Genomic DNA, 25,764 nt, shown 5'->3' with positions numbered 1-25,764 from the left:
CGGCGCGGTAGCGTGCCCGTCATGCGTTTGTTCCGCCGCTCCCGCAAAGCCGAGGACGTCCCCGACCCCCGCACCGCCTGGCCGGAGCAGCCGGTCCCCGAGGACGCGGCCGCCGCGGCGGAGAAGTTCTGGGAGGCCTGGTTCGCGCTCCTGCCCGAGGTCAGCGCCGCGCTCGGCGACCGTGAACCGCATCGGGTGGAACACGATCTCTGCACCATCGTCGAGGCGCTGCATCCCCGGCTGCACTTTTCCCTCGATCGTGGGCACCGGGCGATCTACTCGCTGGTGCTGACCGGCCAGGAGGATCCGGAGCTGCGCCCGTACACCGACGCGTGGAAGGCCGCGGCGCCGCCGGAGGACGCCATCTGGGAGTACCACGACTCGGTGCCGCCGGTGCCCGATCCGAGTGAGGTCACCGTCAACCTCGGTGAGACGCGGATCGCGCTCGCCGACGTCCGGGTGACCGCGAAGGTGGACGAATCAGCCGGACGGGTGGACGTGACCGTGTTCCATCCGCTGATCGGCGAGCTCGCTCCGGAGGCCCGGACGACCATGACCTTCCTGCCGCTGGACGCCACGCTGGGTGAGCGTGTCGCGGCCGAACGCCTCGGCAAGGTCGAGCTGGTGACCGAGGCCCAGGACGGGCGGCTGACCCTCTTGGAACTGCGCGAGGTGGTCGGCAGGTTGTCCGAAAATGTCGGTACCCCCGACTAGGGTTACCCCCGTGAGCAGCGAACTTCCCGAAAACCTCGAGCCCGCACAGGACGTCACGGACGTACCCGCCGACGTCCGTGAAAGGCATGCCGAGCTGGCGGAGGAGATCCGCGGTCATCAGTTCCGGTACTACGTGCTCGATTCACCGATCGTGTCCGACGGCCAGTTCGACGAGCTGCTCAACGAGCTCCAGGCCATCGAAGACGAGCACCCCGGGCTGGTGACGCCGGAGTCGCCGACGCAGAACGTCGGCGGCACGTTCTCCACCGAGTTCGTCGCGCACGACCACCTCGAACGCATGCTCAGCCTGGACAACGTCTTCGACACCGGCGAGTTCGAGGCGTGGGTCGAGCGCGTCCAGAAGGAGATCGGCGCGACGAAGTACCTCGCCGAACTGAAGATCGACGGGCTCGCGATCAACCTGCTGTACGAGAACGGCCGCCTGACCCGCGCGCTGACCAGGGGCGACGGCCGCACCGGCGAGGACGTCACGCTCAACGTCCGCACGCTGGAGCAGGTGCCCGAGCGGTTGACCGGGACGGACGAGTTCCCGGTTCCCGCGCTGGTCGAGGTCCGCGGTGAGGTGTTCTTCCGCGTCGAGGATTTCCTGGCGCTGAACGCGAAGATGGTCGAGGCAGGCAAGGATCCGTACGCGAACCCGCGCAACACCGCCGCCGGGTCGTTGCGGCAGAAGGATCCGAAGATCACGAAGTCGCGCAATCTGCGGCTGATCTGCCACGGTCTCGGCAAACGTGAGGGCTTCGAGCCGAAGCGCCAATCCGAGGCGTACGACGCGCTCGCCGCGTGGGGCCTGCCGGTCTCGCCGCACAGCAAGGTGCTCGGTTCGGGCAAGGAACTGCTGGACCACATCGAATACTGGGGCGAACACCGGCACGACGCCGAGCACGAGATCGACGGCGTCGTCATCAAGGTCGACGAGGTCGCCTTGCAACGCCGTCTCGGCACGACGTCGCGGGCGCCGCGCTGGGCGATCGCCTACAAGTACCCGCCGGAAGAGGCGATCACCACCCTGCTGGACATCCAGGTCAACGTCGGCCGCACCGGGCGGGTCACCCCGTTCGCGGTGATGGAGCCGGTGAAGGTGGCCGGGTCCACGGTGGCGATGGCGACGCTGCACAACCAGGAAGAGGTCAAACGCAAGGGCGTGCTGATCGGGGACAAGGTCGTCATCCGCAAGGCCGGCGACGTCATCCCCGAGGTGCTCGGCCCGGTCGCCGACGCGCGCACCGGTGAAGAGCGCGAGTTCGTGATGCCGTTGCGCTGTCCCAACTGCGACACCGAGCTGGCGTACCAGAAGGAGGGCGACATCGACATCCGTTGCCCGAATTCGCGGTCCTGCCCGGCGCAGTTGCGTGAGCGGCTGTTCCACCTGGGCGGCCGGGGCGCGTTCGACATCGAGGTGCTCGGTTACGAGGCCGCGGTCGCGATCCTGGACGCCGGTGTCGTGCACGACGAGGGCGACATCTTCGATCTGGACGAGGAAAAACTGCTCCAGGTGGAGTTGTTCCGCACCAAGGCGGGGGAGCTGTCGGCCAACGGGCGCAAGCTGCTGGACAACCTGGAGACGGTGAAAGACCGTCCACTGTGGAAGGTCATCGTCGGCCTGTCGATCCGGCACGTCGGCCCGACGGCGGCGCAGGCGCTCGCGCGGGAATTCGGTTCACTGGAACGGATCGAGAACTCCTCGGAGGAGGAGCTCTCCAGTGTCGACGGCGTCGGCCCGACCATCGCCCGCGCGGCGAAGGAGTGGTTCGAGGTCGGCTGGCACCGCGAGATCGTCGAGAAATGGCGCGCGGCGGGCGTGCGGATGGAGGAGGAGCGCGACGAGTCCATCCCGCGCAACCTCGAAGGCCTGTCCATCGTCGTCACCGGTTCGCTGAACGACTACTCCCGCGACGAGGCCAAGGAGTTCATCATGGCCCGCGGCGGGAAGGCGGCCGGTTCGGTGTCGAAGAAGACGGCGTTCGTCGTCGTCGGCGACGCGCCGGGCACGAAGTACGACAAGGCCGTCCAGCTGAAGGTGCCGGTGCTCGACGAGAACGGCTTCCGCGTGCTGCTCGAAAGCGGCCCCGAGGCCGCGGCGGAGCTCGCGTTGCCGACCGAGGAGGGCGCCGGCGCGTGACTTGGAGGTCCGGCCCGCCCGCCCCGGGGAGCTGACGGCGATCGGGGAGCTCACGCCGGCCGCGTACTCCGCGGAGCAGACCCTCGTCGACGGCGTCGGCTACGCCACCGAACTGCCGCCAAGCGGGCGGAGCCGGCCGAGCTGCTGGTCGGACGGCACCCTCGTCGGCACGGTCACCATCGCCCTGCCGGGCACCCGAGTTCGCCGAGCTGTCCCGCGAGGGCGAGCTGGGTTCCGGATGCTCGGCGTGCTGCCCTCGGCGAAGCGCTGACCAGGGGGTCGTCGCGCGGGGTCGGGAACTCGGGGTGGCACGGGTGGTGCTGTACAGCCTGGTCACGATGCAGCGGGCGCACCGGAGCCGCATCCCGGGGTGACCCTGATCGCGTACCGCCGAGGTCGTGCCCGAACTTCGAGCCGAGGCGATCTTCGACTCGTGAGCTGAGCCTTCGCGGACGTCATGAAAGGGTCGTTCAGGACGAAAAATGTCCTGAACGGCCCTTTCATGACATCCAGTGAGCGGCTCAGCTGTCCAGGACGACGGCGACGATCCCCGCGAAGTGCGCCAGCCGCGCCACCTCGGCGGCCCGGAAGTTCGGCCCGCCCGGCCGCGCGACCAGCAGCGCCTTTCCCGGCTTGCCCAGCGGCGTCGCCGCGAGTTCGGTCCCCAGTTCCTTCCACGTCTCCGGCACCCAGGCCTCCTCGGCGTCGAGGATGGTGGCGCGTTCCAGCGGTAGCCACGGCAGGTCGGTGATCGGCGTTTCGGGCGCGGCGTTGGACGACGCGAGCCGGATCGCGCCCGCCTCGGCGTGTTCGACGACGACGGCCCAGCCCGCCCGGATGATCCGCGGCACACCTTCGGCGAGGATCTCCAGCCCCGAAGCGGGCTTCGCGGCGATCTCCTCGACCAGTTCGAGTTCGCGATGGGTGTCCAGCACCCCGGCGTACGGGCGGACGGCGTCGACCTCGACCCCGTCGACGCTTTCGGCGGCGGTGATGAGCGCGTCCGGCAGCCTGCCGGACGGGATTTCGACGACGAGGTCGTCGACGGCGACACCGCCGCCGCGTTCGACCACGTCCACACTCAGGATGTCGGCGCCGACGGTGCCGAGCGCGGTGGCGACCGCGCCGAGGGTCCCCGGGGTGTCCGGTAATTGGACCCGGATCAGGAACGACACACGCGCCCCTCTCGCCTCAGGCGTCCCAGCCTCGCCGTGGAACGCGCTACGCCGGGCGCCGATTGTGACAGACCGGACGAGGTAATGGGGACCGACGTCCGGGGCGCGGGATAACGAACCAGGCACTCCTTACCCGACATGGGAGCGCAGGCCGCGGCATAACCCAGTCGAGTCCGCCGACGCCGCCACCATAGACTTGCAGCTTCCGACAGAACCCGCACAGCACACCCCGGGAGTCACCCGCGTGCCCAACATTTCCCGCGACGAGGTCGCACACCTCGCCAAGCTGGCCAGGCTTGCCGTCACCGAAGAGGAGCTGGACGTCTTCGCAGGCCAGCTCGACCAGATCCTGGACTCGGTGGCCAAGGTGAGCGAGGTCGCAGGCGAGGATGTCCCGCCCACGTCGCACGCCGTGCCGCTGACCAACGTGTTCCGTGAGGACACGGTCCGACCGGGGCTGACCCAGCAGCAGGCGCTGGCCGGCGCGCCGGCCAGCGAAGAGGGTCGTTTCCGGGTGCCGCGGATTCTGGGAGAAGAACAGTGACCGAACTCATCAAGCTGACCGCCGCCGAGCTGGCGGAGAAGATCCAGTCCCGCGAGGTTTCGGCCGTCGAGGTCACACAGGCCCATCTGGACCGGATCGCCGAGGTCGACGACCACATCCACGCGTTCCTGCACGTCGACACCGAGGGCGCGCTCGACGCGGCCCGCGCGGTGGACGCCGACGTCGCCGGGGGCAACGCGCCGAAGTCGGCGCTCGCCGGGGTGCCGCTCGCGCTCAAGGACGTGCTGACCACCAAGGGCATCCCGACCACGGTCGGTTCGAAGACCCTGGAGAACTGGCTCCCGCCGTACGACGCCACCGTGACGCGCAAGCTGCGCGAGGCCGGTGTCGTGGTGCTCGGCAAGACCAACATGGACGAGTTCGCGATGGGCTCCTCCACGGAGAACTCCGCGTTCGGCCCGACGCACAACCCGTGGGACCACGCCCGTATCCCGGGCGGTTCCGGCGGTGGCTCGTCGGCGTCCATCGCCGCGTTCGAGGCCGCGATCGCGATCGGCACCGACACCGGCGGCTCGATCCGCCAGCCCGGCGCGGTCACCGGCACCGTCGGCGTGAAGCCGACGTACGGCGGTGTCTCCCGCTACGGTCTCGTCGCCTTTTCCTCCTCGCTCGACCAGGCCGGTCCCTGCGCGCGGACGGTGCTCGACGCCGCCCTGCTGCACGAGGTCATCGCCGGGTACGACCCGATGGACTCGACCTCGATCGACGCGCCGGTCCCGCCGGTGGTCGCCGCGGCCCGCCAGGGCCTGACCGGTGACCTCAAGGGCGTCCGTGTCGGCGTGGTGAAGGAATTCGCCGGTGACGGCTACCAGCCGGGCGTGTTGCGGTCCTTCGAGGCCGCCGTCGAGCAGCTGCGCGCGCTCGGTGCCGAGGTCGTCGAGGTCTCGTGCCCGAACTTCACCTACGCGCTGCCCGCGTACTACCTGATCGCGCCGAGCGAGTGCTCGTCGAACCTGGCCCGGTTCGACGCCATGCGCTACGGCCTGCGCGTGTCCGACGACGGCGCGCACAGCGCCGAAGAGGTCATGTCGCTCACCCGCGAGAAGGGCTTCGGCCCCGAGGTCAAGCGCCGCATCATGCTCGGCACGTACGCGCTTTCCTCGGGCTACTACGACGCCTACTACGGCTCGGCGCAGAAGGTCCGCACGCTCATCACGCGGGACTTCGAGGCCGCGTACGAGAAGGTGGACGTGCTGGTCTCGCCGACCACGCCGACCACGGCGTTCAAGATCGGTGAGCGCGTCGACGACCCGATGGCGATGTACCTGGCGGACCTCTGCACCATCCCGTCGAACCTCGCCGGCAACGCCGCGATGAGTGTCCCGAGTGGACTGTCGCATGAGGACGGCCTGCCGGTCGGCCTGCAGATCATGGCCCCCGCGATGGCCGACGACCGGCTGTACCGCGTCGGCGCCGCCTACGAGGTCGCGCGCGACGCCGCCAACGGGGGCTCGCTGGTGCACGAGGTTCCGGAGCTGGGAGGAAAGAAGTGACCGCCGTGGTGGAACTCATGGACTACGCCGACGTCATCGAGCGGTTCGACCCGGTGCTGGGCCTCGAGGTGCACGTCGAGCTGAACACGAACACCAAGATGTTCTGCGGCTGCGCCAACGAGTTCGGCGGCGAGCCGAACACCAAGGTGTGCCCGACCTGTCTCGGCCTGCCCGGTTCGCTGCCGGTCGTGAACGGCAAGGCGGTCGAGGGCGCGATCCGCATCGGCCTCGCGCTCAACTGCGAGATCGCCGAGTGGTGCCGGTTCGCCCGGAAGAACTACTTCTACCCGGACATGCCGAAGAACTTCCAGACCTCGCAGTACGACGAGCCGATCGCCTTCAACGGCTACCTCGACGTGACGCTGGACGACGGCGAGGTCGTGCGCGTCGAGATCGAGCGCGCCCACATGGAGGAGGACACCGGCAAGTCGCTGCACGTCGGCGGCGCCACCGGCCGGATTCACGGCGCCGAGCACTCGCTGCTCGACTACAACCGCGCCGGCGTGCCGCTGATCGAGATCGTCACCAAGACGATCGAGCACACCGGCGGCCGCGCCCCCGAGGTCGCCCGCGCGTACGTGAGCGCCCTGCGTGACCTGCTGAGCGCGCTCGACGTCTCCGACGTCCGCATGGACCAGGGTTCCCTGCGCTGCGACGCGAACGTCTCGCTGATGGCCAAGGACGCGACCGAATTCGGCACGCGCACCGAGACCAAGAACGTCAACTCCCTGCGCAGCGTCGAGCGCGCCGTGCGCTACGAGATGACCCGTCAGGCGGCGATCCTCGCCGAGGGCGGCTCCATCAAGCAGGAGACGCGGCACTTCCAGGAGGCCGACGGCACCACGTCGCCGGGCCGCACCAAGGAGACCGCCGAGGACTACCGGTATTTCCCGGAGCCCGACCTGGTCCCGATCGCGCCGTCGCGCGAATGGGTCGAGGAGCTGCGCAAGACGCTGCCGGAGATGCCCTCGGAGCGCCGCAAGCGCATCCAGCGGGAGTGGAACCTGACCGACGAGGCGCTGCGCGACCTGCTCAACGTCGGCGCGGTCGATCTGGTCGCCGCCACCGTCGAAGCGGGCGCGACGCCGGACGAGGCCCGCAGCTGGTGGGTCAACACGCTGGCGCAGGAAGCCAACTCCCGCGAGATCGAGCTGGCCGAGCTGGCGATCACCTCGGCGCAGCTGGCCGAGGTCATCGCGCTGGTCAACGCCGGTGAGCTGACCAACAAGCTGGCCAAGGAGGTCGTGCAGGGCGTGCTCGCCGGCGAGGGTTCGCCGTCCGAGGTCGTCGAGAAGCGCGGCCTGAAGGTCGTCTCCGACGATTCCGCGCTCATCGCGGCGGTCGACGAGGCGCTGGCCGCGCAGCCCGACGTCGCCGAGAAGATCCGCGGCGGCAAGGTGGCCGCGGCCGGGGCGATCGTGGGCGCGGTCATGAAGGCCACCAAGGGCCAGGCCGACGCCAAGCGCGTGCGCGAACTGATCGTCGAGCGAGTCGGTGCCTGATCTCGCTTTGAAGAAGGTCACCTGGCGGGAGTGGCTCGGCCTCGCGGCCGGGCTGCTCGCGCTGGTGGCCTTGTTCCTTCCGTGGACGACGCTGACCGCCTCGCGCCCGGAGATCGAGGACGTGCTGACGACGTTGCCCGCCGACGACGTCACGCGCGACGCGTGGCACTCGGGTTTCCTCGCCTGGGCGCCGCTCTTCCTCCTGCTGCTGCCCGGGGTCGCCGTCGTGCTGTTCGGCCGCGTCGACGCCGTCCGCCGCGCGGGCCTGCCGCATCTGTGGCTGATGGCGGCCATCGGGGCGCTGCTGCTGATGGTGCTCGGCTGGACCACCCTCGACTGGCAGTTCGACGCCGACCAGCGCGGGATCTTCTCCGCCGCCGGCATCGAGATCGGGACCGGGCTCGGCCGCTACCTCGGCCTGCTCGCCGCCGTCGGTTCGGTCGTCGTGGCGTTCTTCGACGTCCGCCTGCTCCGCGCCGAGACCCGCACCCGCCGCTAGTCCTTGCCGCCCCCGCCGGAGCTGGGCGACGGCGTGATGATGACGACGCGGTCGTCGCTCGAAACCGGGGTGCCGCCGTCCTTGTTGACCGTCCCGGCGACCGCGATCTGCGGATTGACCATGCTCATCGAGGACAGCCTGCCGAAGGTCTTCGGCGGCTTGCCGACCTTGCCGTCCATGAACACGTTCGGCTTGCCGGTCACCGCGCCGTCGGGGGTGACCGGCAGGTTCTGCAGGTTGCCCGCGATCGACGTCGTGATCGTGAGGTAGCCGGTGGCGCCGACGAAATCCGCGCAGCCCGCCACGCCGGGCCGGTCGGTCCAGCTCCAGGCCGGGGTGGTCAGCGGCTGGCCGCCGCGGAGCCGGTACAGGACGTCCTTGTCGGCCAGCCGGTCGGTCAGCCAGACGCGGGAGCCGCTCTGGTCGCGGCAGATCCCGCCGGGGGAGTGCACACCGGTCGAGAAGACCGCCGAACCCGGCGTGGGGTTGCCGGCCGCCGGTTTGCCCGACGTGTCGACGCGCAGCACCTTCCCGGCCAGCGACGCCGGATCGGCCGCGAGTCCGGGGTTGCCCGCGTCGCCGGTGGCGACCAGGAGCGCGCCCTTGGCGTCGGTGCCGATCGCGCCGCGGTTGCCGGTGGCCCCCTTGGGGATGCCGGTCAGCACCGGTTTCGGCGCCTGGCCCTTCGCCAGCCGGACGACCCGGTTGTCGGTCGGGGTGGTGATGTAGGCGAAGACGAGCTGGTCTTCGGCGAAGCCCGGGGAGAGGGCGAGCGAGGTGAGTCCGCCGTCGCCCGAGCCGTCCACGGGGACGGTCGCCCAGTCGGCCGGGTCCTTCTCCGCGACGGCGAGCATGATCCGGCCGCTCTTGCGTTCGCCCGCGAGCGCGCTGGGCGCGGTGCCGTCGCCGGGGATCGCGGCCACGGCGGCGACGGTGTCCAGGCAGGTCGCGATGACGGCCTTGTCGAAGTCTTTGCACCCCTGCGGCGGCGGGACCGGCGTCGGCGTCTGGTTCCGCCCGTTGCCGCGGCCTTGGCCGGGGTCGCCCGCCTCACCGCCGGGCCCGACCTGGGGTGGGACCTCGGGGGACGGCGGGTTGACCGGGGTGAACTTCTGCCCGGCGGCGGTGTTGTCGAATTCGGCGCAACCGGAGAGCATCAACGCGCCGCAGGCCAGCATGGCCAGCGGCGCGGTCCATTTCCGCCGGTACCGGGTGCGCACGGGGCAAGCCTAGGTGGGCGTACGTGAGCCGCGGGTAAGAGCCTCTGGATACCGTGGTGATCATGACAGTGACCGTTCTCGTGCCCGACGAAGAGGGAGTGGCCGCGCTTTCGGAGATCGACGGCGTGCGCCCGGTGGTGTACCGCCGTGGGGAGCCGGTGCCCGCCGAAGCCGCCGAGGCCGAGGTCCTCGTGTCCGGTGACGGGCCCAGCGCCGAACTCTGGCGCGAACTGCCGAACGTCAAACTCGTGCAGCTGCTGGCGGCCGGCGCCGAGGACTGGATCGGCAAGGTGCCCGACGGCGTCCTGCTCTCGACCTGCCGCGGCGCGCACGGCGGGAGTTCGGCCGAATGGGTCGTCGCGGTACTCCTGGCGATCTACCGCGGTCTCGACGGTTTCACCGAGGGTCTGCGGCGGAAGCACTGGGAACGCCGGACCACCGACACCCTGCAGGGCAAGCGGGTCCTCATCATCGGCGCGGGCGACCTCGGCAGGCATCTGCGTCGCCGGCTGGAGACGTTCGACGTGCGCTGCACGATGGTGGGCGCGAACGCTCGCGAAGGTGTCCACGGCACCGACGAACTCCCCGCCCTGCTGCCCGACCACGACGTCACGGTGCTCATGGTGCCGCTCACGCAGCACACTCGGGGCATGGTCGACGCGGAGTTCCTGGCCGCGATGCCGGACGACGCGATCCTCGTGAACGTCGCGCGGGGCCCCGTCGTGGTCACCGAAGCGCTCGTCGCGGAACTCACGTCGGGACGGCTGCGCGCCGCGCTCGACGTGACCGACCCGGAGCCGCTACCCGCCGGGCACCCGCTGTGGGACTGTCCTGGACTGCTGCTGACACCGCACGTCGCGGGCTCCGTGAGCGGGCGACGGCAGCGCGCCTACGCGGTGGTGGTCCGGGAACTGAGCCGCTATCTGGGTGGGGAGCTGCCGAAGAACCTGGTCCACGGCGAATACTGAGCATCGTGGCGAATCTTCAGGTCGGCTGCGCGATGTGGACGCACAAGGCGTGGGCCGGGCGGTTCGTCCCGCGGTCGCTGCCCGCCGGGGAACGCCTGCGGGCGTACGCCGGCTGGTGCAACGCGGTCGAGGGCAACACGACCTTCTACGCGACCCCCGCGAGGGAAACCGTCGAGACGTGGGCGCGGCAGACCGGCCCCGGCTTCCGGTTCGTCATCAAGCTGCCCAAGGTCGTCACTCACGAGAAACGTCTCGCCGGTGTGGAGACCGAGATGCGGGCGTTCCTGGACGCGGTCGAACCCCTCGGCGACCGGGCGGTCCTGTGGACCCAGCTGCCCGGCTCGTTCGGGCCGCCGGACGCCGATGCCCTGGGCCGCTTCCTGCGCCGTCTTCCCGTCGGCCTCCGGCGTGCCGTCGAGGTGCGCCACCCGGCGTTCTACTCCGAAGCGACCTCGCTGCTGGAGAGGACTCTCGCCGGCGCGGACGCCGAGTGGGTGCCGTTCGACACCACGGTGTTCTTCTCCAGCCCGCCGGTCAGCGAGGCCGAGCAGGACGCCTGGGCCAAGAAACCCCGGCTGCCGCGGCGGACGCGGGCGCTCACCGACCGGCCGATCGTCCGATATCTGGGCCGGGATTCGGCCGAGGAGACCGCGCGGGGCTGGGCGCCGTGGGCCGAGGTGGTCGCGGGGTGGCTGCGTGACGGCCGGTCGCCGACGGTCTTCGTGCACACGCCCGACAACGACGACGCCCCCGCGCTCGCCCGCCGCTTCCACGACGACGTGCGCGCCCTGGTACCCGGCCTCGACCCGCTGCCCGAGCCCGAACCGATCGAACCCGCGACCCTGTTCTGAGCCGTCCCGTCACACGAGATGTCCGTTTCGACACGGGGAAGTCCGGCGGTTCGGTCGCCTGACGGGCCGGTTTCCCCTACCCTTCGCGCGTGAGCGATGACTACCAGACCAGCATGATCTCGGATGTGGCCGAGCCCGACAACGGCCCGGCCCCGGCGGAGACCAGGGGCGGGATCGATCTCGGTCTGCTCGTCCTGCGAGTGGTGCTCGGCGTGACGATGGGCGCGCACGGGCTCCAGCACCTCTTCGGCGCCTTCGGCGGCCCGGGGGTCGGCGGTTTCGCCAGGGCACTCGGCGAATTCGGCTACACCAGCCAGACCACGCTGCTCTCGTGGATCACCGGGATCAGCGAGGTGGTCGGCGGCGCGCTCGTGCTGGTGGGGCTGTTCACCCCGATCGGTGCCGCCGCGCTGCTCGGCGTCTGCGCGAACATCGTCTACGTGAAGTTCGGCGGCGGGTTCTTCCAGAAGCAGGGGCAGGGCTTCGAGTTCGAGCTCCTGCTCGCCGCGGCCTCGCTGACCGTGCTGCTCGCGGGCTCCGGGCGGATCGCGCTGGACGTCAACACCCCGTGGCGGAAGCGGCCGCTTTCGTTCGGGCTGATCGGGTTGCTGCTGTCGGCGGCGGCCTCGGTCGTGGTGATCGTCCTGTGCCGCTGACCGCTCGCATTTAGTCCTCTGAGTGCGGTTTTCGCGAGTGTCATGAAAGGGTCGTTCAGGACAAAAGATGTCCTGAACGACCCTTTCATGACATTTGGGGGAGGGTGACCGCTACTTGTTCGGGTCCCGGACGGCGCCGGTGTCGGCCGAAGTCGCCATCCGCGCGTAGGCGCGCAGCGCGGCGGTGATCTTCCGGTCCCGCGAGACCGGCTGCCACGGCCGCTCGCTCGCCTCCATTTTCGCGCGCCGCTCGGCGAGGACGTCCTCGTCGACGAGCAGTTCGAGACGGCGCTCGTGGACGTCGAGCAGGATCCGGTCGCCGTTCTGGACCAGGCCGATCGCTCCACCGGCGGCGGCCTCGGGCGAGATGTGCCCGACCGAGATGCCCGACGAGCCGCCGGAGAACCGGCCGTCGGTGATCAGCGCGCATTTCTTGCCCAGCCCCGAGCCCTTGAGGAACGCCGTCGGGTGCAGCATCTCCTGCATCCCCGGGCCGCCCGCCGGGCCTTCGTAGCGGATCACCAGCACCTCGCCGGGCTGGATCTCCTTCTTGAGGATGGCCGAGACCGCCTCCTCCTGGCTTTCCAGCACCCGGGCCGGGCCCTCGAAATGCCACAGTTCCTCGTCGATGCCCGCCGACTTGATGACGGCGCCGTTCTCGGCGAGGTTGCCGCGCAGGATCGCGAGCCCGCCGTCCTTGGTGTAGGCGTGCTCGACGTCGTGGATGCAGCCGCCGGCGGCGTCGGTGTCCAAAGAGGACCAACGGTTCTCGGTCGAGAACGCCTCCGTGGTGCGGACCCCGCCCGGAGCGGCGTGGAACAGCTCGATCGCGCGCTCCGACGGCTCCTTCGCCCGGATGTCCCAAGTGGACAGCCACGACTCCAGGTCCGGCGAGTGCACGGAGTGGACGTCGGTGTTCAGCAGGCCGCCGCGGTACAGCTCGCCGAGGATCGCCGGGATTCCGCCGGCGCGGTGGACGTCCTCCATGTGGTAGTCCGAGTTCGGCGCGACCTTCGACAGGCACGGCACGCGGCGGCCGATGGCGTCGATGTCGTCGATGGTGAAGTCGACCTCGCCCTCCTGCGCGGCGGCGAGGATGTGCAGCACCGTGTTGGTCGAACCGCCCATCGCCATGTCGAGGGCCATCGCGTTCTCGAAAGCCTTCTTCGACGCGATCGAACGCGGGAGCACGGACTCGTCGTCCTGCTCATACCAGCGCTTGCACAGCTCGACGACCGTGCGCCCGGCGTCCTCGAACAGCGCCTTGCGGGCGGCGTGCGTGGCGAGGGTGGAGCCGTTGCCCGGCAGAGAGAGCCCGAGCGCCTCGGTGAGGCAGTTCATCGAGTTCGCGGTGAACATGCCCGAGCACGAGCCGCAGGTCGGGCAGGCCGAGCGCTCCACAATGGACAGCCCGTCCTCGTCGACCTCGCTGCTGGCCGAAGCCGCGATCGCGGTGATCAGGTCGGTCGGCGCCTGCGCGACCCCGCCGACGACCACGGCCTTCCCGGCCTCCATCGGCCCACCCGAGACGAACACGACCGGGATGTTCAGCCGCATGGCGGCGTTCAGCATGCCGGGGGTGATCTTGTCGCAGTTGGAGATGCAGACCAGCGCGTCGGCCTGGTGCGCGTTCACCATGTACTCGACGGAATCGGCGATGATCTCGCGCGAGGGCAGCGAGTACAGCATTCCGCTGTGCCCCATGGCGATCCCGTCGTCGACGGCGATCGTGTGGAACTCGCGGGCGACCCCGCCCGCCTCCTTCACCGCGCCGGCCACGATCTCGCCGAGGTCCTTGAGGTGCACGTGCCCCGGCACGAACTGGGTGTAGGAGTTCGCGATGGCGACGATCGGCTTGCCGAAGTCGCTGTCGGTCATTCCCGTGGCGCGCCAGAGCGAGCGGGCGCCCGCCGCGTTGCGGCCGTGGGTGGTGGTCCGGGAACGGAGTTGAGGCACGGCTGACTCCAAGGTTCGGGATGAGGACCAGGGCGAACGAGCGCCAAACTGGTCCTACCAATCCTACTCCCCGGAATCGCCGCTCTTCTCCGGAGCCTTGCCGAGGTCGTCCGTCAGCCCGGAGGGGTCGGCCATGTGGCCCGCGCTGACCAGCGAGATCACCGGCAGATGACGGGTGCGCACGGCGGGAAGGGGGATCTTGGACTCGTCCTTCAGCACCGCCTGCACCTTCGCCTTGTCGGTGATGGCGAGCCCCTTGAGCGAGGTCCACGGCAGATCCTTCCGCCCGAACATCGTGCGGACCTCGAGCCCCTTGGCCGTCGCCGTCGTTCGGGTCCGGATGACGAACACCGCGAGCGCGATCGGGAAGATGTAGAGCCACTGGAGATACGGCACATCGCCGAACGCGACAGGCGTCACACAGACGACCAGGAAAGCGATCGCCAGCAATGCCGTGTTCGGGATCTTGAAGACGGCCTTGCGGTCCTCGTTCGCCTGTTCCTGCTGCTTTTCTTCTGCCACGTCAAAGATGGTGCACCGCCGCCTCGAAGGCCTCGAACGCGGGTCGTGCGACGCGGCCGAGGTGTCCAGCATGCGGAATCGCCGTCCCGCAGAGTTGACACTCTTGACGGCGACCGGCTAGCTTCACTCTCGTGACAACGCAGACCGGCCTCGTACTTCCCAAGCGCGTCGACGCTTAGGGAAGTCTCCGCTGCGTCGACGCGCGACCCTCGTGCGACCACTCCGGTCGGCGGGGGTTTTTTGTTGCCTGGAACAATTTCACTGCCGAACCAGCCAATGAATACCCGAACGAGTGACTAGACAAGACGAGGCAAACAGCGATGACTAGTGCCACCTCGCGAGCTGAAGCGAACTCCGGTACCTCCGGTGCCCGACCCAAGCCGGCGCCGCCCGCCGGGACCCCGGTGCGGGTCACGGGCGCGCAGTCGCTCGTCCGCTCGCTCGAAGCGGTGGGCGCGGAGGTCGTGTTCGGTATTCCCGGCGGCACCATTCTCCCGGCGTACGACCCGCTGCTCGACTCGACGAAGGTCCGCCACGTCCTGGTCCGCCACGAACAGGGCGCCGGCCACGCCGCCACCGGGTACGCGCAGGCCACCGGCAAGGTCGGCGTGTGCATGGCCACCTCCGGTCCCGGCGCGACCAACCTGGTCACCCCGCTGGCCGACGCGAACATGGACTCGGTCCCCGTCGTCGCCATCACCGGGCAGCAGTCCCGCGCGCTGATCGGCACGGACGCCTTCCAGGAAGCCGACATCTGCGGCATCACGATGCCGATCACCAAGCACAACTTCCTGGTCACCGACCCGGCGGACATCCCGCGCACCATCGCGGAGGCCTTCCACCTCGCCTCGACCGGCCGCCCCGGCCCGGTCCTGGTGGACATCCCCAAGGACGTCCTGCAGGAGATGACCTCCTTCTCCTGGCCGACGGAGCTGCGGCTGCCGGGCTACCGGCCCACGCTGCGCCCGCACGGCAAGCAGGTCCGCGAGGCCGCGCGGCTGATCAGCAAGTCGCGGCGCCCGGTGCTCTACGTCGGCGGTGGCGTGGTCAAGGCCGACGCCTCGCGCCAGCTGATGGAACTGGCCGAGCTGACCGGGATCCCCGTCGTCACCACGCTGATGGCGCGCGGCGCTTTCCCCGATTCCCACCCGCAGCACCTCGGCATGCCGGGGATGCACGGTTCGGTCGCCGCCGTCGCCGCGATGCAGCGAGCGGATCTGCTGATCGCCCTCGGCGCCCGCTTCGACGACCGCGTCACCGGGCAGCTGTCCTCGTTCGCGCCGGACGCCGCCGTCGTCCACGCCGACATCGACCCGGCCGAGATCTCCAAGAACCGCAAGGCGGACGTGCCGATCGTCGGCGACTGCGCGGAGATCATCACCGAGCTGATCGAGGCCGTCCGCGCCGAGACCGACAAGTCCGCGAAGCCGGACCTGAAGGACTGGTGGACGCAGGCGAGCGCCTGGCGCGACGACTACCCGGCCGGGTACGAGTGGCCCGAGGACGGGACGCTTTCGCCGCAGTACGTCATCGAGCGCATCGGCTCGCTCGTCGGCCCGGACGCGGTCTACACCGCGGGGGTCGGCCAGCACCAGATGTGGGCCGCGCAGTTCGTGAAGTACGAGAACCCGCGCACCTGGATCAACTCCGGTGGCCTCGGCACGATGGGGTTCGCCGTTCCCGCCGCGATGGGCGCCAAGTTCGGCGTGCCGGACAAGCAGGTCTGGGCCATCGACGGCGACGGCTGTTTCCAGATGACCAACCAGGAACTGGCCACCTGTGCCATCGAAGGCGCGCCGATCAAGGTCGCCGTCATCAACAACGGCAACCTGGGCATGGTCCGCCAGTGGCAGAACCTCTTCTACTCCGAGCGGTACTCCAACACCGATCTCGGTACCCACAAGCACCGCATCCCCGACTTCACCCTCCTCGCGGAGGCGCTCGGCTGCGCCGGGCTCCGCTGCGAGACCAAGGAGGACGTCGACGCCACCATCCGGCGTGCCATGGAGATCAACGACCGCCCCGTCGTGATCGATTTCGTGGTGGGGAAGGATGCCCAGGTGTGGCCCATGGTGGCCGCGGGCACCGGTAACGACGAAATCATGGCCGTGCGCGGGATCCGCCCGCTCTTCGACGACGACGAGGTCGCCGCCGAGGCGGAGCTGAACGCCGCCACAGAAGGAGACGCCCGATGAGCGTGCACACCCTGAGCGTTCTGGTCGAGAACAAGCCCGGTGTCCTCGCGCGGGTTTCCGGACTGTTCTCCCGGCGTGGTTTCAACATCGAATCCCTCGCCGTCGGGCCCACGGAGAATCCCGAGGTGTCCCGGATGACGATCGTGGTCGCCGTTGAGGAGCTACCGCTCGAACAGGTGACCAAACAGCTCAACAAGCTGGTCAACGTCATCAAGATCGTGGAACTGGAAAAGTCCACAGCCGTGCAGCGTGAACTGCTGCTCGTGAAGGTCCGGGCCGACAACACCGTGCGCAGCCAGGTCCTCGAAACAGTGCAGTTGTTCCGCGCGAAGGTGGTGGACGTGTCGCCCGAGGCGCTCACCGTCGAAGCCACTGGGACCTCGGACAAGATCGGTGCCCTGCTCCGGATGCTGGAGCCCTATGGCATCCGTGAGCTGGTCCAGTCCGGCATGGTCGCGGTCGGCCGGGGCTCCCGCTCGATCACCGCCACCTCCGCTCGATAACTTTGTAAGTCAGGAAAGGAAGTAGTACCCCTCATGGCAGTGGAAATCTTTTACGACGACGACGCGGACCTTTCGATCATCCAGGGTCGCAAGGTCGCCGTGATCGGCTACGGCAGCCAGGGCCACGCGCACTCGCTGAGCCTGCGCGACTCCGGCGTCGACGTCCGCATCGGCCTGCCCGAGGGCTCGAAGTCGCGGGCCAAGGCCGAGGAGCAGGGTCTCCGCGTGCTCACCCCGGCCGAGGCCAGCGCCGAAGCCGACCTGATCATGATCCTCGCGCCGGACACGAAGCAGCGCTTCATCTACGAGCAGGACATCGCGCCGAACCTCAAGGACGGCGACGCGCTCTTCTTCGGGCACGGCTTCAACATCCGCTACGACCTGATCAAGCCGCCGTCGAACGTCGACGTCGCCATGGTCGCCCCGAAGGGCCCCGGCCACCTGGTCCGCCGCCAGTTCGTCGACGGCAAGGGCGTCCCGGCGCTCATCGCGGTCGAGCAGGACGCCTCCGGCAACGCGCAGGCGCTCGCGCTCTCCTACGCGGCCGCCATCGGTGGCGCCCGCGCCGGTGTCATCAAGACGACCTTCACCGAGGAGACCGAGACCGACCTCTTCGGCGAGCAGGCCGTGCTCTGCGGTGGCGCCTCCGCGCTGGTGCAGACCGGTTTCGAGGTGCTCACCGAGGCCGGCTACGCCCCGGAGATCGCCTACTTCGAGGTGCTGCACGAGCTGAAGCTGATCGTCGACCTCATGTACGAGGGCGGCATCGCGCGTCAGCGCTACTCGATCTCCGACACCGCCGAGTACGGCGACCTGACCCGCGGCCCGCGTGTCATCTCGCCGGCGGTCAAGGAAGAGATGAAGAAGATCCTCGGCGAGATCCAGGACGGCACGTTCGCCCGCGAATGGGTCGCCGAGGACGAGGCCGGACGGCCGAACTTCACCAAGCTCGAGGAGCAGGGCAACCAGCACCCGATCGAGGAGACCGGCAAGAAGCTGCGCGACCTGATGTCGTGGGTGGACCGGCCGATCACCGAAACCGCCTAGTCGTGGGCCGAAGGGGCCCTTCACCGCATGCGATGCGGTGAAGGGCCCCTTCGTTTTGCGTGCCGGCAAGCGATAGCGTGGACACCATGAGTGAGCAGCCGGTGGACGACAAGGCTCAGGTCAGGCCCGATCTGGACCTGAGCGACGCGGTGTGGATCCGGGGCGAACCGGAAGGCGCGAACCTCAAGGACGCGGTCGAGTACGCGCTGGTGCCGCACGCCGACGGGGTCACCTACACCGCGATGCGCCGGGTCGTCGAACCCGACGGGCATCTTCTCGTGTTCACGCCTAGTGAATGGGACGCGTTCCTGAAAGGCGTCCGGGACGGCGAATTCGACCTGCCCGCCTAGACCAGCGCTATCAGCTCGTCGAGCCGCCCGGTCGCGCCCGCGATCGCGAGATGATCGACGTAGTCACGCGATTCGACGATCAGCCCGTCGCGCACGCGCAGCACGAAGATGGTGGAAACGCGGAATTCCGTGCTGCCACCCGCCGTCCCCTGGTAGTCGAATTCGCCGATCACGACTTCCGGATCGAGGGATTCGTGGATCACCAGATCCCGGACCTGGAACCGGACCTCGCCCCGCTCGCCGAACTTGAAATGCTCACGCAGGTCTTCCCGGGTCTTCAGGACCGCCGCCCCGGGCAGAAACGGGTGTGTGACATGGGTTTCCTCGGCATACAGCTCCGGTAGCCCGGCCCAATCACCGTCCGCGACACCGTAGGCGAGCCTCTCGAAAACGCCGCGTGGGCTCTTCGGATCCGCCGTCGACGCGGGGCGCGGCGGCACCGGCGTGACCTCCCGCTCGGCGGTGTCGAAGCCCTTCTTCAGCTTCTCCAGGCCATTCTGTGCCGCGATGAGCGGCAAGTGGTCGTGGTAATCGCGTGAATGGACGATGAGCCCGTCGCGCACGCGGAGGACCTGGATGTTGGCGATGTCGAAGGACTTCCCGGTGTCCAGTGCCTCGCCGACGTTACGGTACTCGGCGACGATCACCTCCGGGTCGGTTGTCCCGTGAATCAGGACATCCGCCCTGTCCATGCGCACGTTCAGGCCTCCGCCGAAGTGCTTCCGTAGGGCTTCCCGGCCTTCGTACCTGGAAGGAACCGGTGGTCGCTGCGGGTTTTCGACGACGGCGTCCTCCGCGTAAAGCTCGAAAATCTCGTCCCAGCGCCGGGCGGTGATGCGTTCGGAAAGCGCGTCGAAGACGTCGCGGGGTGTGGTCATGAAGGTCTCCCAGTTGGACATAAACGGAGTCTGTAGTCCGCCTTTGACGATACGGACTACAGACTCCACTTGTCCACCGTTCACTCCACGACGGAGAGTACGACTTTCCCCGTGGTCTTGCCCGTCGCCACGAGTTCTTGGGCCTTCGCGGCCTCTTCCAGCGGGAACACCGTGTCGATGGTCGGCTTGAGCCGTCCGCTGCCGACGAGTTCGGCCAGTGCGAGCAGGCCGGTGCGGTCCGGTTCGGCGAGGGTGAACCCGGCGGTGACTCCGGCGGCCTCGGCCAGTTCCGGCATCCGCTCGTCGTTCGTGCGGGTGAGCTGGACGAGCCTGCCGCCGCGGCGCAGCGTCTTGAGCGAGCGGGGCCCGTACTCCAGGCCGATCGTGTCGAGCACGACGTCGACGTCGCGGACCTCCTCGGCGAAATCCGTCGTGCGGTAGTCGATGAGTTCGTCCGCGCCGAGACCGCGGAGGAACTCGTGTTTGGCCGCGCTGGCCGTCCCGATCACGTACGCGCCGCGCGCCTTGGCGATCTGGACCGCGAGATGCCCGACGCCGCCCGCCGCCGCGTGGATCAGGACCCGTTGCCCTGGCTGGATATCCGCTGTGTCGACGAGGCTCTGCCAGACGGTCAGCCCCGCGAGCGGGACCGCGGCCGCGTGCACATGGTCCAAAGTGGACGGCTTGCGCGCGAAGTGACGGCTCGGCGCGGCTACGAATTCCGAGTACGCGCCCGCCTGGAACGGGAACGACGGCATGCCGAAGACCTCGTCGCCGGGGGAGAACAGGGACGCGCCCGCGCCGACCTCCTCGACCACGCCGGACACGTCCCAGCCGAGGATGAACGGCGGATCGCCCATCGGGCCGATGCCGCCGGTCTCGCGGGTCTTCCAGTCGACCGGGTTGACGCCGGCGGCGTGCACGCGGACCAGGATCTGGGTCGGGCCGGGGACGGGTCTTTCGACGTCGACGAGTTCGAGGACTTCGGGGCCGCCGAGGCGGTTCTGGCTGATCGCTCGCATGAGGTCCATTGTTCGGCGAGCGTCGTACTTTCGGCGAGGGTCCGGCGGGCCAGGGGGCGTCAGGATCGGGACACGCCTCTCGCGGATGTCATGAAAGGGTCGTTCCTGACGTTTTTCGTCCTGAACGACCCTTTCATGACACTTGGGTGACCGGCGGCCGTGCCATGAACGGTCCGTTCCTTGCAAATTTTGCGAGGAACGGACCGTTCATGGCGTACGAGTCGGGGGTGGGGGTGGTGCCGACGCGGCCGGTCGGGCGCCTCCGCGACCGTCCCGCCCGTCGCGGAGGTTGCGAAAGCCACTTTCGCAACCTTCAACGTTGCGAAAGTGGCTTTCGCAACACCTACGGCGGGGGACTCTCGCAGGCCGGCCTCAGGGCTCAGGCGCCCCGCAACACCGCCAGGATCTCGGTCTGCTCGAAGTGCCCGGCCCACCCCAAGGCCGACGACGAGTACAGCGAGTCTTCCAGCGAAGGATCCGCTCCGACGTCGAGCAACGCCCGCACGGCGTCCACGTGCCCGCCCTGCACGGCCAGGTGCAGCGCGGTGACACCTTCTCCGTGCGAAAGCCCGCCGAAGGTGCCCTGGCGGTTCACCGAAGCGCCCAGCTCCGCCAAGGTCCTGATCGCCGAAGCCTTCCCCTGGGCGGCCGCCCACGTCAGTGCCGTGCTGCGGTAGACGTCGGCGTCCACATGGGCACCCCGCTCCACCAGGGTGCGCACAGCGGAGGTCCGGTCGTTCCGTGCCGCCCACGAAAGCGCCTCGTCGCGGATCTCGGCCGGATCCTCGCTCGGCCGCCATTCCGGGAAACCGCTGTGCGGCCGGTGGAATTCGCGATGCGCGCCCGCCGTGGGGGCGAGCGTGCCGTCCGGCGCGAGCAGCTCGTCGAGCAGGTCGGCCCGGCCGAGCCCCGCCGCCACCCGCAGGTTGCCGGGGGAGATGCTGCGCGAAGCCAGCAGTTCCGCCGCCTCGCGATGGCCCCAGAACAGCGCGACCACCAGCGGCGTGCCGCCGTCGCCCCGGGCCGGGACGTCGACCGGGGCGCCCGCTTCGAGCAGCATCGTGACCAGCAGCGGCAGCCCGGCGTACCCGGCCTGGTGCAACGCCGTCCAGCCGTGCACGTTGGCCGAAGCCGGATCGGCGCCGTGGTCGAGCAGGATCCGGCACAGCCGCTCGTCGCAGGTCGCGGCGGCCATGCCGAGCAGGTCGTTTCCGTTCTTCCCGTGCGCGTGGACAAGCGTGGGCAGGTCGCCGATCAGGCGCGCGAGCCCGGCGAGGTCTCGCGCGTCGATCAGTTCCCGTGCGTTCTCGAAGGCGAGCTCAGCCGGTGACGTCACGCTCCCGCACGCTACCCCCGACCCCCGACAGAATCCGCCACTCGGCCAGCGGGATCCGCTCGTCCCCGGTCAGGACCTGCAGGCAGACGTGATCCGCCCCGGCGTCCAGATGTGCCCGCACCCGTGCGGAGATCTCGTCCTCCCCGACGGCGACCAGCGCGTCCACCAGCTTGTCGGAGCCGTAATCCTCCTCGGTGAACCCGAACCGCCGCAGATTCGCCCGATGGTGGGCGGCCAGCTCCAGGTACGTCGACACGTGCCGCCGCGCGATCCCCCGGTCCGGCCCCAGTACGACGGCCTGCTCGACGGCGAGGAAGGCCGAGGGGCCGATGGCTTCCCGCGCCAGCGCGGTGTGCTCGACGGGAACGAAGTACGAATGCGCCCCATCGGTGCGTTCCGCCGCCAAGGCGAGCATCTTCGGCCCCAAGGCGGCCAACACTCTCCGGCGCGGCGAGTCCGGTGTGGACAGTTCGGTCCGGTCCATTTCGTCGAGATAGCCGCGCATGGCCTCCAGCGGTTTCGTGCCCGGAAGGTGCCCGCCCAGGCCGAGGACGAACCGGCCCGGATAGGCCTCGGCGAGTGTCCGTTCGGCGGCCGCGGCCGCGACGGGTGCCCGATGGGAGAACCGCGCGATACCGGTGGCGACGGTCAGCCGCGACGTCGCCGCCAGGAGCAGGCCCGCGTGCGTGAACGCCTCCCGCCCCAGGTACTCCCCGAACCACAAGGTGTCGAACCCGAGCTCCTCGACTTCCGCGGCCGCCTCGCGCACTTCGCCGATTTCCTTGCCGTCGAACGCGAACGTCCAGATTCCGACGCTCATCGGGTCACCGCCGTCAGTGCCGGGGCCAGCCGTTCCAGCTGGTCCACGATGGACTTGAGATCGTCCCCGACCGGATTGACGAGCACGGTGTCCGCGCCGGCGTCGACGAGTTCCTCGAGCCGCCCGGCGATCCGCTCTTCGTCGCCCCACGCGGTCAGCCCGTCCACGAGCCGGTCGCTGACGTCGTCGATGTCGGCGTCGGTGTAGCCGAGCCGCTTCCATCCCTTGAAATAGTGCGGGATGCCGTACTGCTTCATCAGCCCGATATCCCTCGCCACGCTCTTCCGCGCCTGCTCACGGTCGCCGAGCAGAACCGAATGGGTGGGGATGAGCAGCTTGTCCGGGCCGAGGATCTCGCGGGAATACGGCGTGTGCTCGAAGGGCTGGGCGAACGGATGTGCCCCGTCCGTGAGCTCCCGCGCGAGTTCGAGCATTTTCGGCCCGACGGCGGCCAGGACGCGCGGAAACGGGACCGGGGAAGGGAATTCCGTCGCCGCCGCGGCCATGGCCGTGAGGTAGTCACGGGTCTGTTCGAGCGGCCGGTAGTCCGAGCCCGCCTTCGCCGCCTGATGCGAGTGCCCGATCCCGACGCCGAGCACGAACCGGCCGGGGAAGGCCTGCGCGAGGGTCCGGCCGCCGCTGTGGGCGGTGTACGCGGGCCGCGACCAGATGTTCGCGATCCCGGTGCCGACCACCACCCGTTCGGTGGCGGCCAGCGTGATGGCGCTGTAGGCGAACAGCTCCCGGTTGCCGGGCCCCTCGCCACCCCAGACGGTGCGGTAACCCAGCTCCTCCAGGCGTCGCATCGCTTGCCGTTCCTCGTCCGGTGTCGGCGTGAACATGCCGACCGGCAGCCAGACACCCACCGCTCCGAGCCGGTCGCGGGTTTCTTCGATCAAGGTCATTTCCGTCTCCCCAGCTAACATGAGGCAGCCTCCGCTTACGTCGCCGACTATACGGAGGCTACCTCCGATTTGTCGAGACTAGGCTCGGGAGCGCGATGGACACCGAGAAGAAGCCGCTGCGGGCGGACGCCCGGCGCAACTACGAGCGCCTCCTCGAAGAGGCGAGGCACGCCTTCGCGGCGAACGGGGTCGAGGCGTCGCTGGAAGAGATCGCGCGCCGGGCCGGTGTCGGCATCGGGACGCTCTACCGGCACTTCCCGACGAGAGAGGCGCTGGTCGAGACGGTGCTGCGGGAGGGCTTCGACGCCCAGGCCGCCGCGGCCCGTGAACTCCTGGACTCCCCGGAACCGCTGGACGCGCTGAAGGCCTGGCTCGCCGGGATGGGTGAACAGTCGGCGCGCTACCGCGGGCTGCCCGAACTGATGGTCGACGTCCTCAACGACGAAGCCTCGCCGCTCTACGCGTCCTGTCATGCCATGCGGGACCAGGTGTCCCACCTGGTGGAAAGGGCGAAGGCCGCGGGGGAGCTCCGGGCGGACGTCACAGTGCCCGAAATCCTGGTGGTGCTGCACGCGCTTTCCTGGGCCAGTGAACACCTTTCGGGTGACAAGGGCCTCGAACGCCTCCTCGATCTCGTTTTCGCGGGATTACGGGCGAGTTAACAATCCCCTGTCACCAGGTCTAAACTGCGGCGCAACCGGGCACAACGGCGTGACCGTCCTCAGAGAGTCGCAGGCACAGACCAGATAGTGGGAGCCGTATCGTGACCAAGCCGAACAAGCCCGTCGTCCTCATCGCCGAGAAGCTCGCCCCGTCGGTGTTGAGCGTCTTCTCCGACGAGGTCGAGGTCCAGCATGTGGACGGCACGGACCGCCCCGCGCTGCTCGAAGCCGTGAAGACGGCGGACGCGCTGCTCGTGCGGTCCGCGACCAAGGTCGACGCCGAGGTCCTCGGCGCCACCACCTCGCTCAAGGTCGTCGCCCGCGCCGGCGTCGGGCTGGACAACGTCGAGGTCCCCGCCGCCACCGAACGCGGTGTCCTGGTGGTCAACGCGCCGACGTCGAACATCGTCTCCGCCGCCGAGCACGCCGTCGCGCTGCTGCTCGCCGTCGCCCGCCGGGTCCCGGCCGCGGACCAGAGCCTCCAGGGCGGCGCGTGGAAGCGCAGCGCCTACTCCGGCGTCGAGATCCAGGGCAAGACCATCGGTGTGGTCGGCCTCGGCAAGATCGGCCAGCTGTTCGCGCAGCGGCTCGCCGCGTTCGACACCAAGCTCATCGCCTACGACCCCTACGTCTCGGCCGCCCGCGCCGCGCAGCTCGGCATCGAGCTGGTCACGCTGGACGAGCTGCTGGAGCGCGCCGACGCGATCTCCATCCACCTGCCGAAGACCCCGGAGACCAAGGGCCTCATCGGCGCCGAGGCGCTCAAGAAGACCAAGCAGGGCGTCATCATCGTCAACGCCGCGCGCGGTGGCCTCATCGACGAGCAGGCGCTGGCGGACGCGGTCAGCTCCGGCCATGTCGGCGGCGCCGGAATCGACGTGTTCGTCACCGAGCCCACCACCGAGAGCCCGCTGTTCGGCCTGCCGAACGTCGTCGTCACCCCGCACCTGGGCGCCTCGACCGCCGAGGCGCAGGACCGCGCGGGCACCGACGTCGCCAAGTCTGTCCTGCTCGCGCTGCGCGGCGACTTCGTGCCCGACGCGGTGAACGTCGCGGGCGGCGGCACGGTCGGCGAGCACGTCCGGCCGTACCTCTCGCTCACCCAGAAGCTCGGCACGGTGCTGACCGCGCTGAACCCGAAGGCCCCGGCCTCGGTCACCGTCGTGGTCAAGGGCGAGCTGGCCGCCGAGGACGTCAGCGTGCTGCCGCTCGCGGCCGAGCGCGGTGTGTTCTCCGGCGTCGTCGAGGACCAGGTCACCTTCGTGAACGCACCGCGCGTGGCCGAAGAGCTGGGTGTCCAGGTCGATCTGGTCACCGAGACCGAAAGCCCCAAGTTCCGCAGCCTGGTCACCGTCCGCGCGGTGCACGCCGACGGCTCGACCCTTTCGGTTTCCGGTTCGGTCACCGGCAAGGACGAGGTCGAGAAGCTGGTCGAGGTCAACGGCCGTCACTTCGACCTGCGTGCCGAGGGCAACGTGCTGCTGCTCGAGTACCCGGACCGCCCCGGCATCATGGGCCGCGTCGGCACCCTGCTCGGCGAGGCGGGTCTCAACATCGAGGCCGCGCAGATCAGCCAGACCACCGACGGCGCGGACGCGGTGATGCTGCTGCGCGTGGACCGTTCCGTCGACTCGCACCTGCTGGAGCCGATCGGCGCCACGGTGGGCGCGCACACGATCCGCGCGGTCAACTTCGGCTGACCTCCGATTAGCGCGTGAAGGCCCCCTTCCCTCGGCTCAGCCGAGGGAAGGGGGCCTTCACGCGCATTCCGCAATTAGTCGA

General features: G+C 69.4%; 25 protein-coding genes. 16 read left to right on the top strand and 9 right to left on the bottom strand.

Features of this window, described 5'->3' with window-relative positions:
- The first annotated feature begins 21 nt into the window (after window positions 1-21).
- Genes ACOCEP_RS02355 through ACOCEP_RS02345 form a run of 3 tightly spaced genes read left to right on the top strand, consistent with a single transcriptional unit; the run spans window position 22 to window position 3,128 of the window.
- Window positions 22-714, top strand: a complete 693-nt coding sequence (locus tag ACOCEP_RS02355; RefSeq protein ID WP_482335522.1) for a hypothetical protein — start codon at window positions 22-24, stop codon at window positions 712-714.
- Between the two features lie 10 nt (window positions 715-724).
- Window positions 725-2,857 carry an NAD-dependent DNA ligase LigA gene (ligA, locus tag ACOCEP_RS02350; RefSeq protein ID WP_482335521.1) on the top strand — a complete coding sequence of 711 codons (2,133 nt, stop codon included), beginning with the start codon at window positions 725-727 and terminating at the stop codon, window positions 2,855-2,857.
- A gap of 1 nt (window position 2,858) precedes the next feature.
- Window positions 2,859-3,128, top strand: a complete 270-nt coding sequence (locus tag ACOCEP_RS02345; RefSeq protein ID WP_482335520.1) for a hypothetical protein — start codon at window positions 2,859-2,861, stop codon at window positions 3,126-3,128.
- A 250-nt stretch (window positions 3,129-3,378) separates the two neighbouring features.
- Here ACOCEP_RS02345 and ACOCEP_RS02340 read toward each other — a convergent pair whose 3' ends face one another.
- Window positions 3,379-4,032, bottom strand: coding sequence for an ACT domain-containing protein (locus ACOCEP_RS02340; RefSeq protein WP_378443154.1), 654 nt, complete (start codon window positions 4,030-4,032; stop codon window positions 3,379-3,381).
- A 244-nt stretch (window positions 4,033-4,276) separates the two neighbouring features.
- On the opposite strand from ACOCEP_RS02340, the gene gatC reads away from it, so the two are divergent.
- The 4 genes from gatC to ACOCEP_RS02320 are packed head-to-tail and all read left to right on the top strand — an operon-like array spanning window position 4,277 to window position 8,091.
- A complete protein-coding gene (gene gatC, locus ACOCEP_RS02335; protein ID WP_005162012.1) occupies window positions 4,277-4,576 on the top strand; it encodes an Asp-tRNA(Asn)/Glu-tRNA(Gln) amidotransferase subunit GatC in 300 nt (99 codons plus the stop codon).
- Window positions 4,573-6,090, top strand: coding sequence for an Asp-tRNA(Asn)/Glu-tRNA(Gln) amidotransferase subunit GatA (gene gatA / locus ACOCEP_RS02330; RefSeq protein ID WP_482335519.1), 1,518 nt, complete (start codon window positions 4,573-4,575; stop codon window positions 6,088-6,090). Before gatC ends, gatA begins: the two co-directional genes overlap by 4 nt.
- The gene (gatB, locus tag ACOCEP_RS02325; RefSeq protein ID WP_482335518.1) at window positions 6,087-7,592 is read left to right on the top strand and encodes an Asp-tRNA(Asn)/Glu-tRNA(Gln) amidotransferase subunit GatB; all 1,506 of its coding nucleotides are present in this window, start codon (window positions 6,087-6,089) and stop codon (window positions 7,590-7,592) included. The genes gatA and gatB overlap by 4 nt, the downstream gene beginning before the upstream one ends.
- Window positions 7,585-8,091: a hypothetical protein gene (locus ACOCEP_RS02320; protein ID WP_482335517.1), complete on the top strand. Its 507-nt coding sequence runs from the start codon at window positions 7,585-7,587 to the stop codon at window positions 8,089-8,091. The genes gatB and ACOCEP_RS02320 overlap by 8 nt, the downstream gene beginning before the upstream one ends.
- Here the strand turns inward: ACOCEP_RS02320 and ACOCEP_RS02315 are convergent.
- Window positions 8,088-9,311 (bottom strand): PQQ-dependent sugar dehydrogenase, encoded by a 1,224-nt coding sequence (locus ACOCEP_RS02315; RefSeq protein ID WP_482335516.1) that lies wholly within the window; start codon window positions 9,309-9,311, stop codon window positions 8,088-8,090. The two genes, ACOCEP_RS02320 and ACOCEP_RS02315, sit on opposite strands and share 4 nt — an antisense overlap.
- A gap of 62 nt (window positions 9,312-9,373) precedes the next feature.
- On the opposite strand from ACOCEP_RS02315, the gene ACOCEP_RS02310 reads away from it, so the two are divergent.
- The 3 genes from ACOCEP_RS02310 (at window position 9,374) to ACOCEP_RS02300 (ending at window position 11,786) form a co-directional block, all read left to right on the top strand.
- Complete coding sequence (locus ACOCEP_RS02310; RefSeq protein WP_482335515.1) at window positions 9,374-10,279, top strand: 2-hydroxyacid dehydrogenase; 906 nt, start codon at window positions 9,374-9,376, stop codon at window positions 10,277-10,279.
- Between the two features lie 32 nt (window positions 10,280-10,311).
- Entirely contained in the window at window positions 10,312-11,130 is an 819-nt protein-coding gene (locus tag ACOCEP_RS02305) for a DUF72 domain-containing protein (RefSeq protein ID WP_482339547.1), read from the top strand.
- Between the two features lie 113 nt (window positions 11,131-11,243).
- Window positions 11,244-11,786, top strand: coding sequence for a DoxX family protein (locus ACOCEP_RS02300; protein ID WP_482339545.1), 543 nt, complete (start codon window positions 11,244-11,246; stop codon window positions 11,784-11,786).
- A 111-nt stretch (window positions 11,787-11,897) separates the two neighbouring features.
- Here the strand turns inward: ACOCEP_RS02300 and ilvD are convergent, their stop codons facing one another.
- Together ilvD and ACOCEP_RS02290 are read right to left on the bottom strand one after the other, a co-directional pair.
- Window positions 11,898-13,742: a dihydroxy-acid dehydratase gene (ilvD, locus tag ACOCEP_RS02295; protein WP_482335514.1), complete on the bottom strand. Its 1,845-nt coding sequence runs from the start codon at window positions 13,740-13,742 to the stop codon at window positions 11,898-11,900.
- 63 nt (window positions 13,743-13,805) lie between these two features.
- Window positions 13,806-14,264, bottom strand: a complete 459-nt coding sequence (locus tag ACOCEP_RS02290; RefSeq protein ID WP_482335513.1) for a PH domain-containing protein — start codon at window positions 14,262-14,264, stop codon at window positions 13,806-13,808.
- A 320-nt stretch (window positions 14,265-14,584) separates the two neighbouring features.
- Between ACOCEP_RS02290 and ACOCEP_RS02285 the strand changes: the two genes are divergently transcribed.
- From ACOCEP_RS02285 to ACOCEP_RS02270, 4 genes are all read left to right on the top strand, one after another.
- Entirely contained in the window at window positions 14,585-16,459 is a 1,875-nt protein-coding gene (locus tag ACOCEP_RS02285) for an acetolactate synthase large subunit (protein ID WP_125689461.1), read from the top strand.
- Window positions 16,456-16,962, top strand: a complete 507-nt coding sequence (ilvN, locus tag ACOCEP_RS02280) for an acetolactate synthase small subunit (RefSeq protein WP_005162051.1) — start codon at window positions 16,456-16,458, stop codon at window positions 16,960-16,962. Before ACOCEP_RS02285 ends, ilvN begins: the two co-directional genes overlap by 4 nt.
- A gap of 33 nt (window positions 16,963-16,995) precedes the next feature.
- Entirely contained in the window at window positions 16,996-18,009 is a 1,014-nt protein-coding gene (gene ilvC / locus ACOCEP_RS02275; RefSeq protein WP_016336537.1) for a ketol-acid reductoisomerase, read from the top strand.
- Window positions 18,010-18,095: 86 nt separating this feature from the next.
- Complete coding sequence (locus tag ACOCEP_RS02270; RefSeq protein WP_482335512.1) at window positions 18,096-18,359, top strand: DUF397 domain-containing protein; 264 nt, start codon at window positions 18,096-18,098, stop codon at window positions 18,357-18,359.
- Here the strand turns inward: ACOCEP_RS02270 and ACOCEP_RS02265 are convergent.
- The 5 genes from ACOCEP_RS02265 to ACOCEP_RS02245 form a co-directional block, all read right to left on the bottom strand.
- Entirely contained in the window at window positions 18,356-19,237 is an 882-nt protein-coding gene (locus tag ACOCEP_RS02265; protein ID WP_482335511.1) for a nuclear transport factor 2 family protein, read from the bottom strand. The genes ACOCEP_RS02270 and ACOCEP_RS02265 overlap by 4 nt on opposite strands.
- A gap of 80 nt (window positions 19,238-19,317) precedes the next feature.
- On the bottom strand, window positions 19,318-20,259 hold the full coding sequence (locus tag ACOCEP_RS02260; protein ID WP_482335510.1) for an NADP-dependent oxidoreductase: 942 nt from the start codon (window positions 20,257-20,259) through the stop codon (window positions 19,318-19,320).
- A gap of 379 nt (window positions 20,260-20,638) precedes the next feature.
- Window positions 20,639-21,595: an ankyrin repeat domain-containing protein gene (locus ACOCEP_RS02255; RefSeq protein WP_482335509.1), complete on the bottom strand. Its 957-nt coding sequence runs from the start codon at window positions 21,593-21,595 to the stop codon at window positions 20,639-20,641.
- A complete protein-coding gene (locus ACOCEP_RS02250) occupies window positions 21,579-22,415 on the bottom strand; it encodes a TIGR03620 family F420-dependent LLM class oxidoreductase (RefSeq protein WP_482335508.1) in 837 nt (278 codons plus the stop codon). Before ACOCEP_RS02250 ends, ACOCEP_RS02255 begins: the two co-directional genes overlap by 17 nt.
- Window positions 22,412-23,320 carry a TIGR03620 family F420-dependent LLM class oxidoreductase gene (locus tag ACOCEP_RS02245; protein ID WP_482335507.1) on the bottom strand — a complete coding sequence of 303 codons (909 nt, stop codon included), beginning with the start codon at window positions 23,318-23,320 and terminating at the stop codon, window positions 22,412-22,414. Before ACOCEP_RS02245 ends, ACOCEP_RS02250 begins: the two co-directional genes overlap by 4 nt.
- A 95-nt stretch (window positions 23,321-23,415) precedes the next feature.
- Here ACOCEP_RS02245 and ACOCEP_RS02240 point away from each other — a divergent pair, with 95 nt between their 5' ends.
- Together ACOCEP_RS02240 and serA are read left to right on the top strand one after the other, a co-directional pair.
- Window positions 23,416-23,982 carry a TetR/AcrR family transcriptional regulator gene (locus ACOCEP_RS02240; RefSeq protein WP_482335506.1) on the top strand — a complete coding sequence of 189 codons (567 nt, stop codon included), beginning with the start codon at window positions 23,416-23,418 and terminating at the stop codon, window positions 23,980-23,982.
- A 101-nt stretch (window positions 23,983-24,083) separates the two neighbouring features.
- Window positions 24,084-25,682 carry a phosphoglycerate dehydrogenase gene (gene serA, locus ACOCEP_RS02235; protein ID WP_219149318.1) on the top strand — a complete coding sequence of 533 codons (1,599 nt, stop codon included), beginning with the start codon at window positions 24,084-24,086 and terminating at the stop codon, window positions 25,680-25,682.
- Window positions 25,683-25,764 lie beyond the last annotated feature (82 nt).

The sequence above is a fragment of the Amycolatopsis sp. CA-211722 genome, from assembly GCF_056828465.1.
Note: the sequence above shows the minus strand (reverse complement) of the source record. Positions and strands in the feature narration are given on the sequence as shown.

What these genes read in the sequence shown, in the direction of transcription:
- ACOCEP_RS02355 (WP_482335522.1), top strand. Translation starts at nt 22, where the DNA reads ATGCGTTTGTTCCGCCGCTCCCGCAAAGCCGAGGACGTCCCCGACCCC.
- ACOCEP_RS02310 (WP_482335515.1), top strand. Translation starts at nt 9,374, where the DNA reads ATGACAGTGACCGTTCTCGTGCCCGACGAAGAGGGAGTGGCCGCGCTT.
- ACOCEP_RS02305 (WP_482339547.1), top strand. Translation starts at nt 10,312, where the DNA reads ATGTGGACGCACAAGGCGTGGGCCGGGCGGTTCGTCCCGCGGTCGCTG.
- ACOCEP_RS02300 (WP_482339545.1), top strand. Translation starts at nt 11,244, where the DNA reads ATGATCTCGGATGTGGCCGAGCCCGACAACGGCCCGGCCCCGGCGGAG.
- ACOCEP_RS02285 (WP_125689461.1), top strand. Translation starts at nt 14,585, where the DNA reads ATGACTAGTGCCACCTCGCGAGCTGAAGCGAACTCCGGTACCTCCGGT.
- ilvN (WP_005162051.1), top strand. Translation starts at nt 16,456, where the DNA reads ATGAGCGTGCACACCCTGAGCGTTCTGGTCGAGAACAAGCCCGGTGTC.
- ilvC (WP_016336537.1), top strand. Translation starts at nt 16,996, where the DNA reads ATGGCAGTGGAAATCTTTTACGACGACGACGCGGACCTTTCGATCATC.
- ACOCEP_RS02270 (WP_482335512.1), top strand. Translation starts at nt 18,096, where the DNA reads ATGAGTGAGCAGCCGGTGGACGACAAGGCTCAGGTCAGGCCCGATCTG.
- ACOCEP_RS02265 (WP_482335511.1), bottom strand. Translation starts at nt 19,237, where the DNA reads ATGACCACACCCCGCGACGTCTTCGACGCGCTTTCCGAACGCATCACC.
- ACOCEP_RS02260 (WP_482335510.1), bottom strand. Translation starts at nt 20,259, where the DNA reads ATGCGAGCGATCAGCCAGAACCGCCTCGGCGGCCCCGAAGTCCTCGAA.
- ACOCEP_RS02250 (WP_482335508.1), bottom strand. Translation starts at nt 22,415, where the DNA reads ATGAGCGTCGGAATCTGGACGTTCGCGTTCGACGGCAAGGAAATCGGC.
- ACOCEP_RS02245 (WP_482335507.1), bottom strand. Translation starts at nt 23,320, where the DNA reads ATGACCTTGATCGAAGAAACCCGCGACCGGCTCGGAGCGGTGGGTGTC.
- ACOCEP_RS02240 (WP_482335506.1), top strand. Translation starts at nt 23,416, where the DNA reads ATGGACACCGAGAAGAAGCCGCTGCGGGCGGACGCCCGGCGCAACTAC.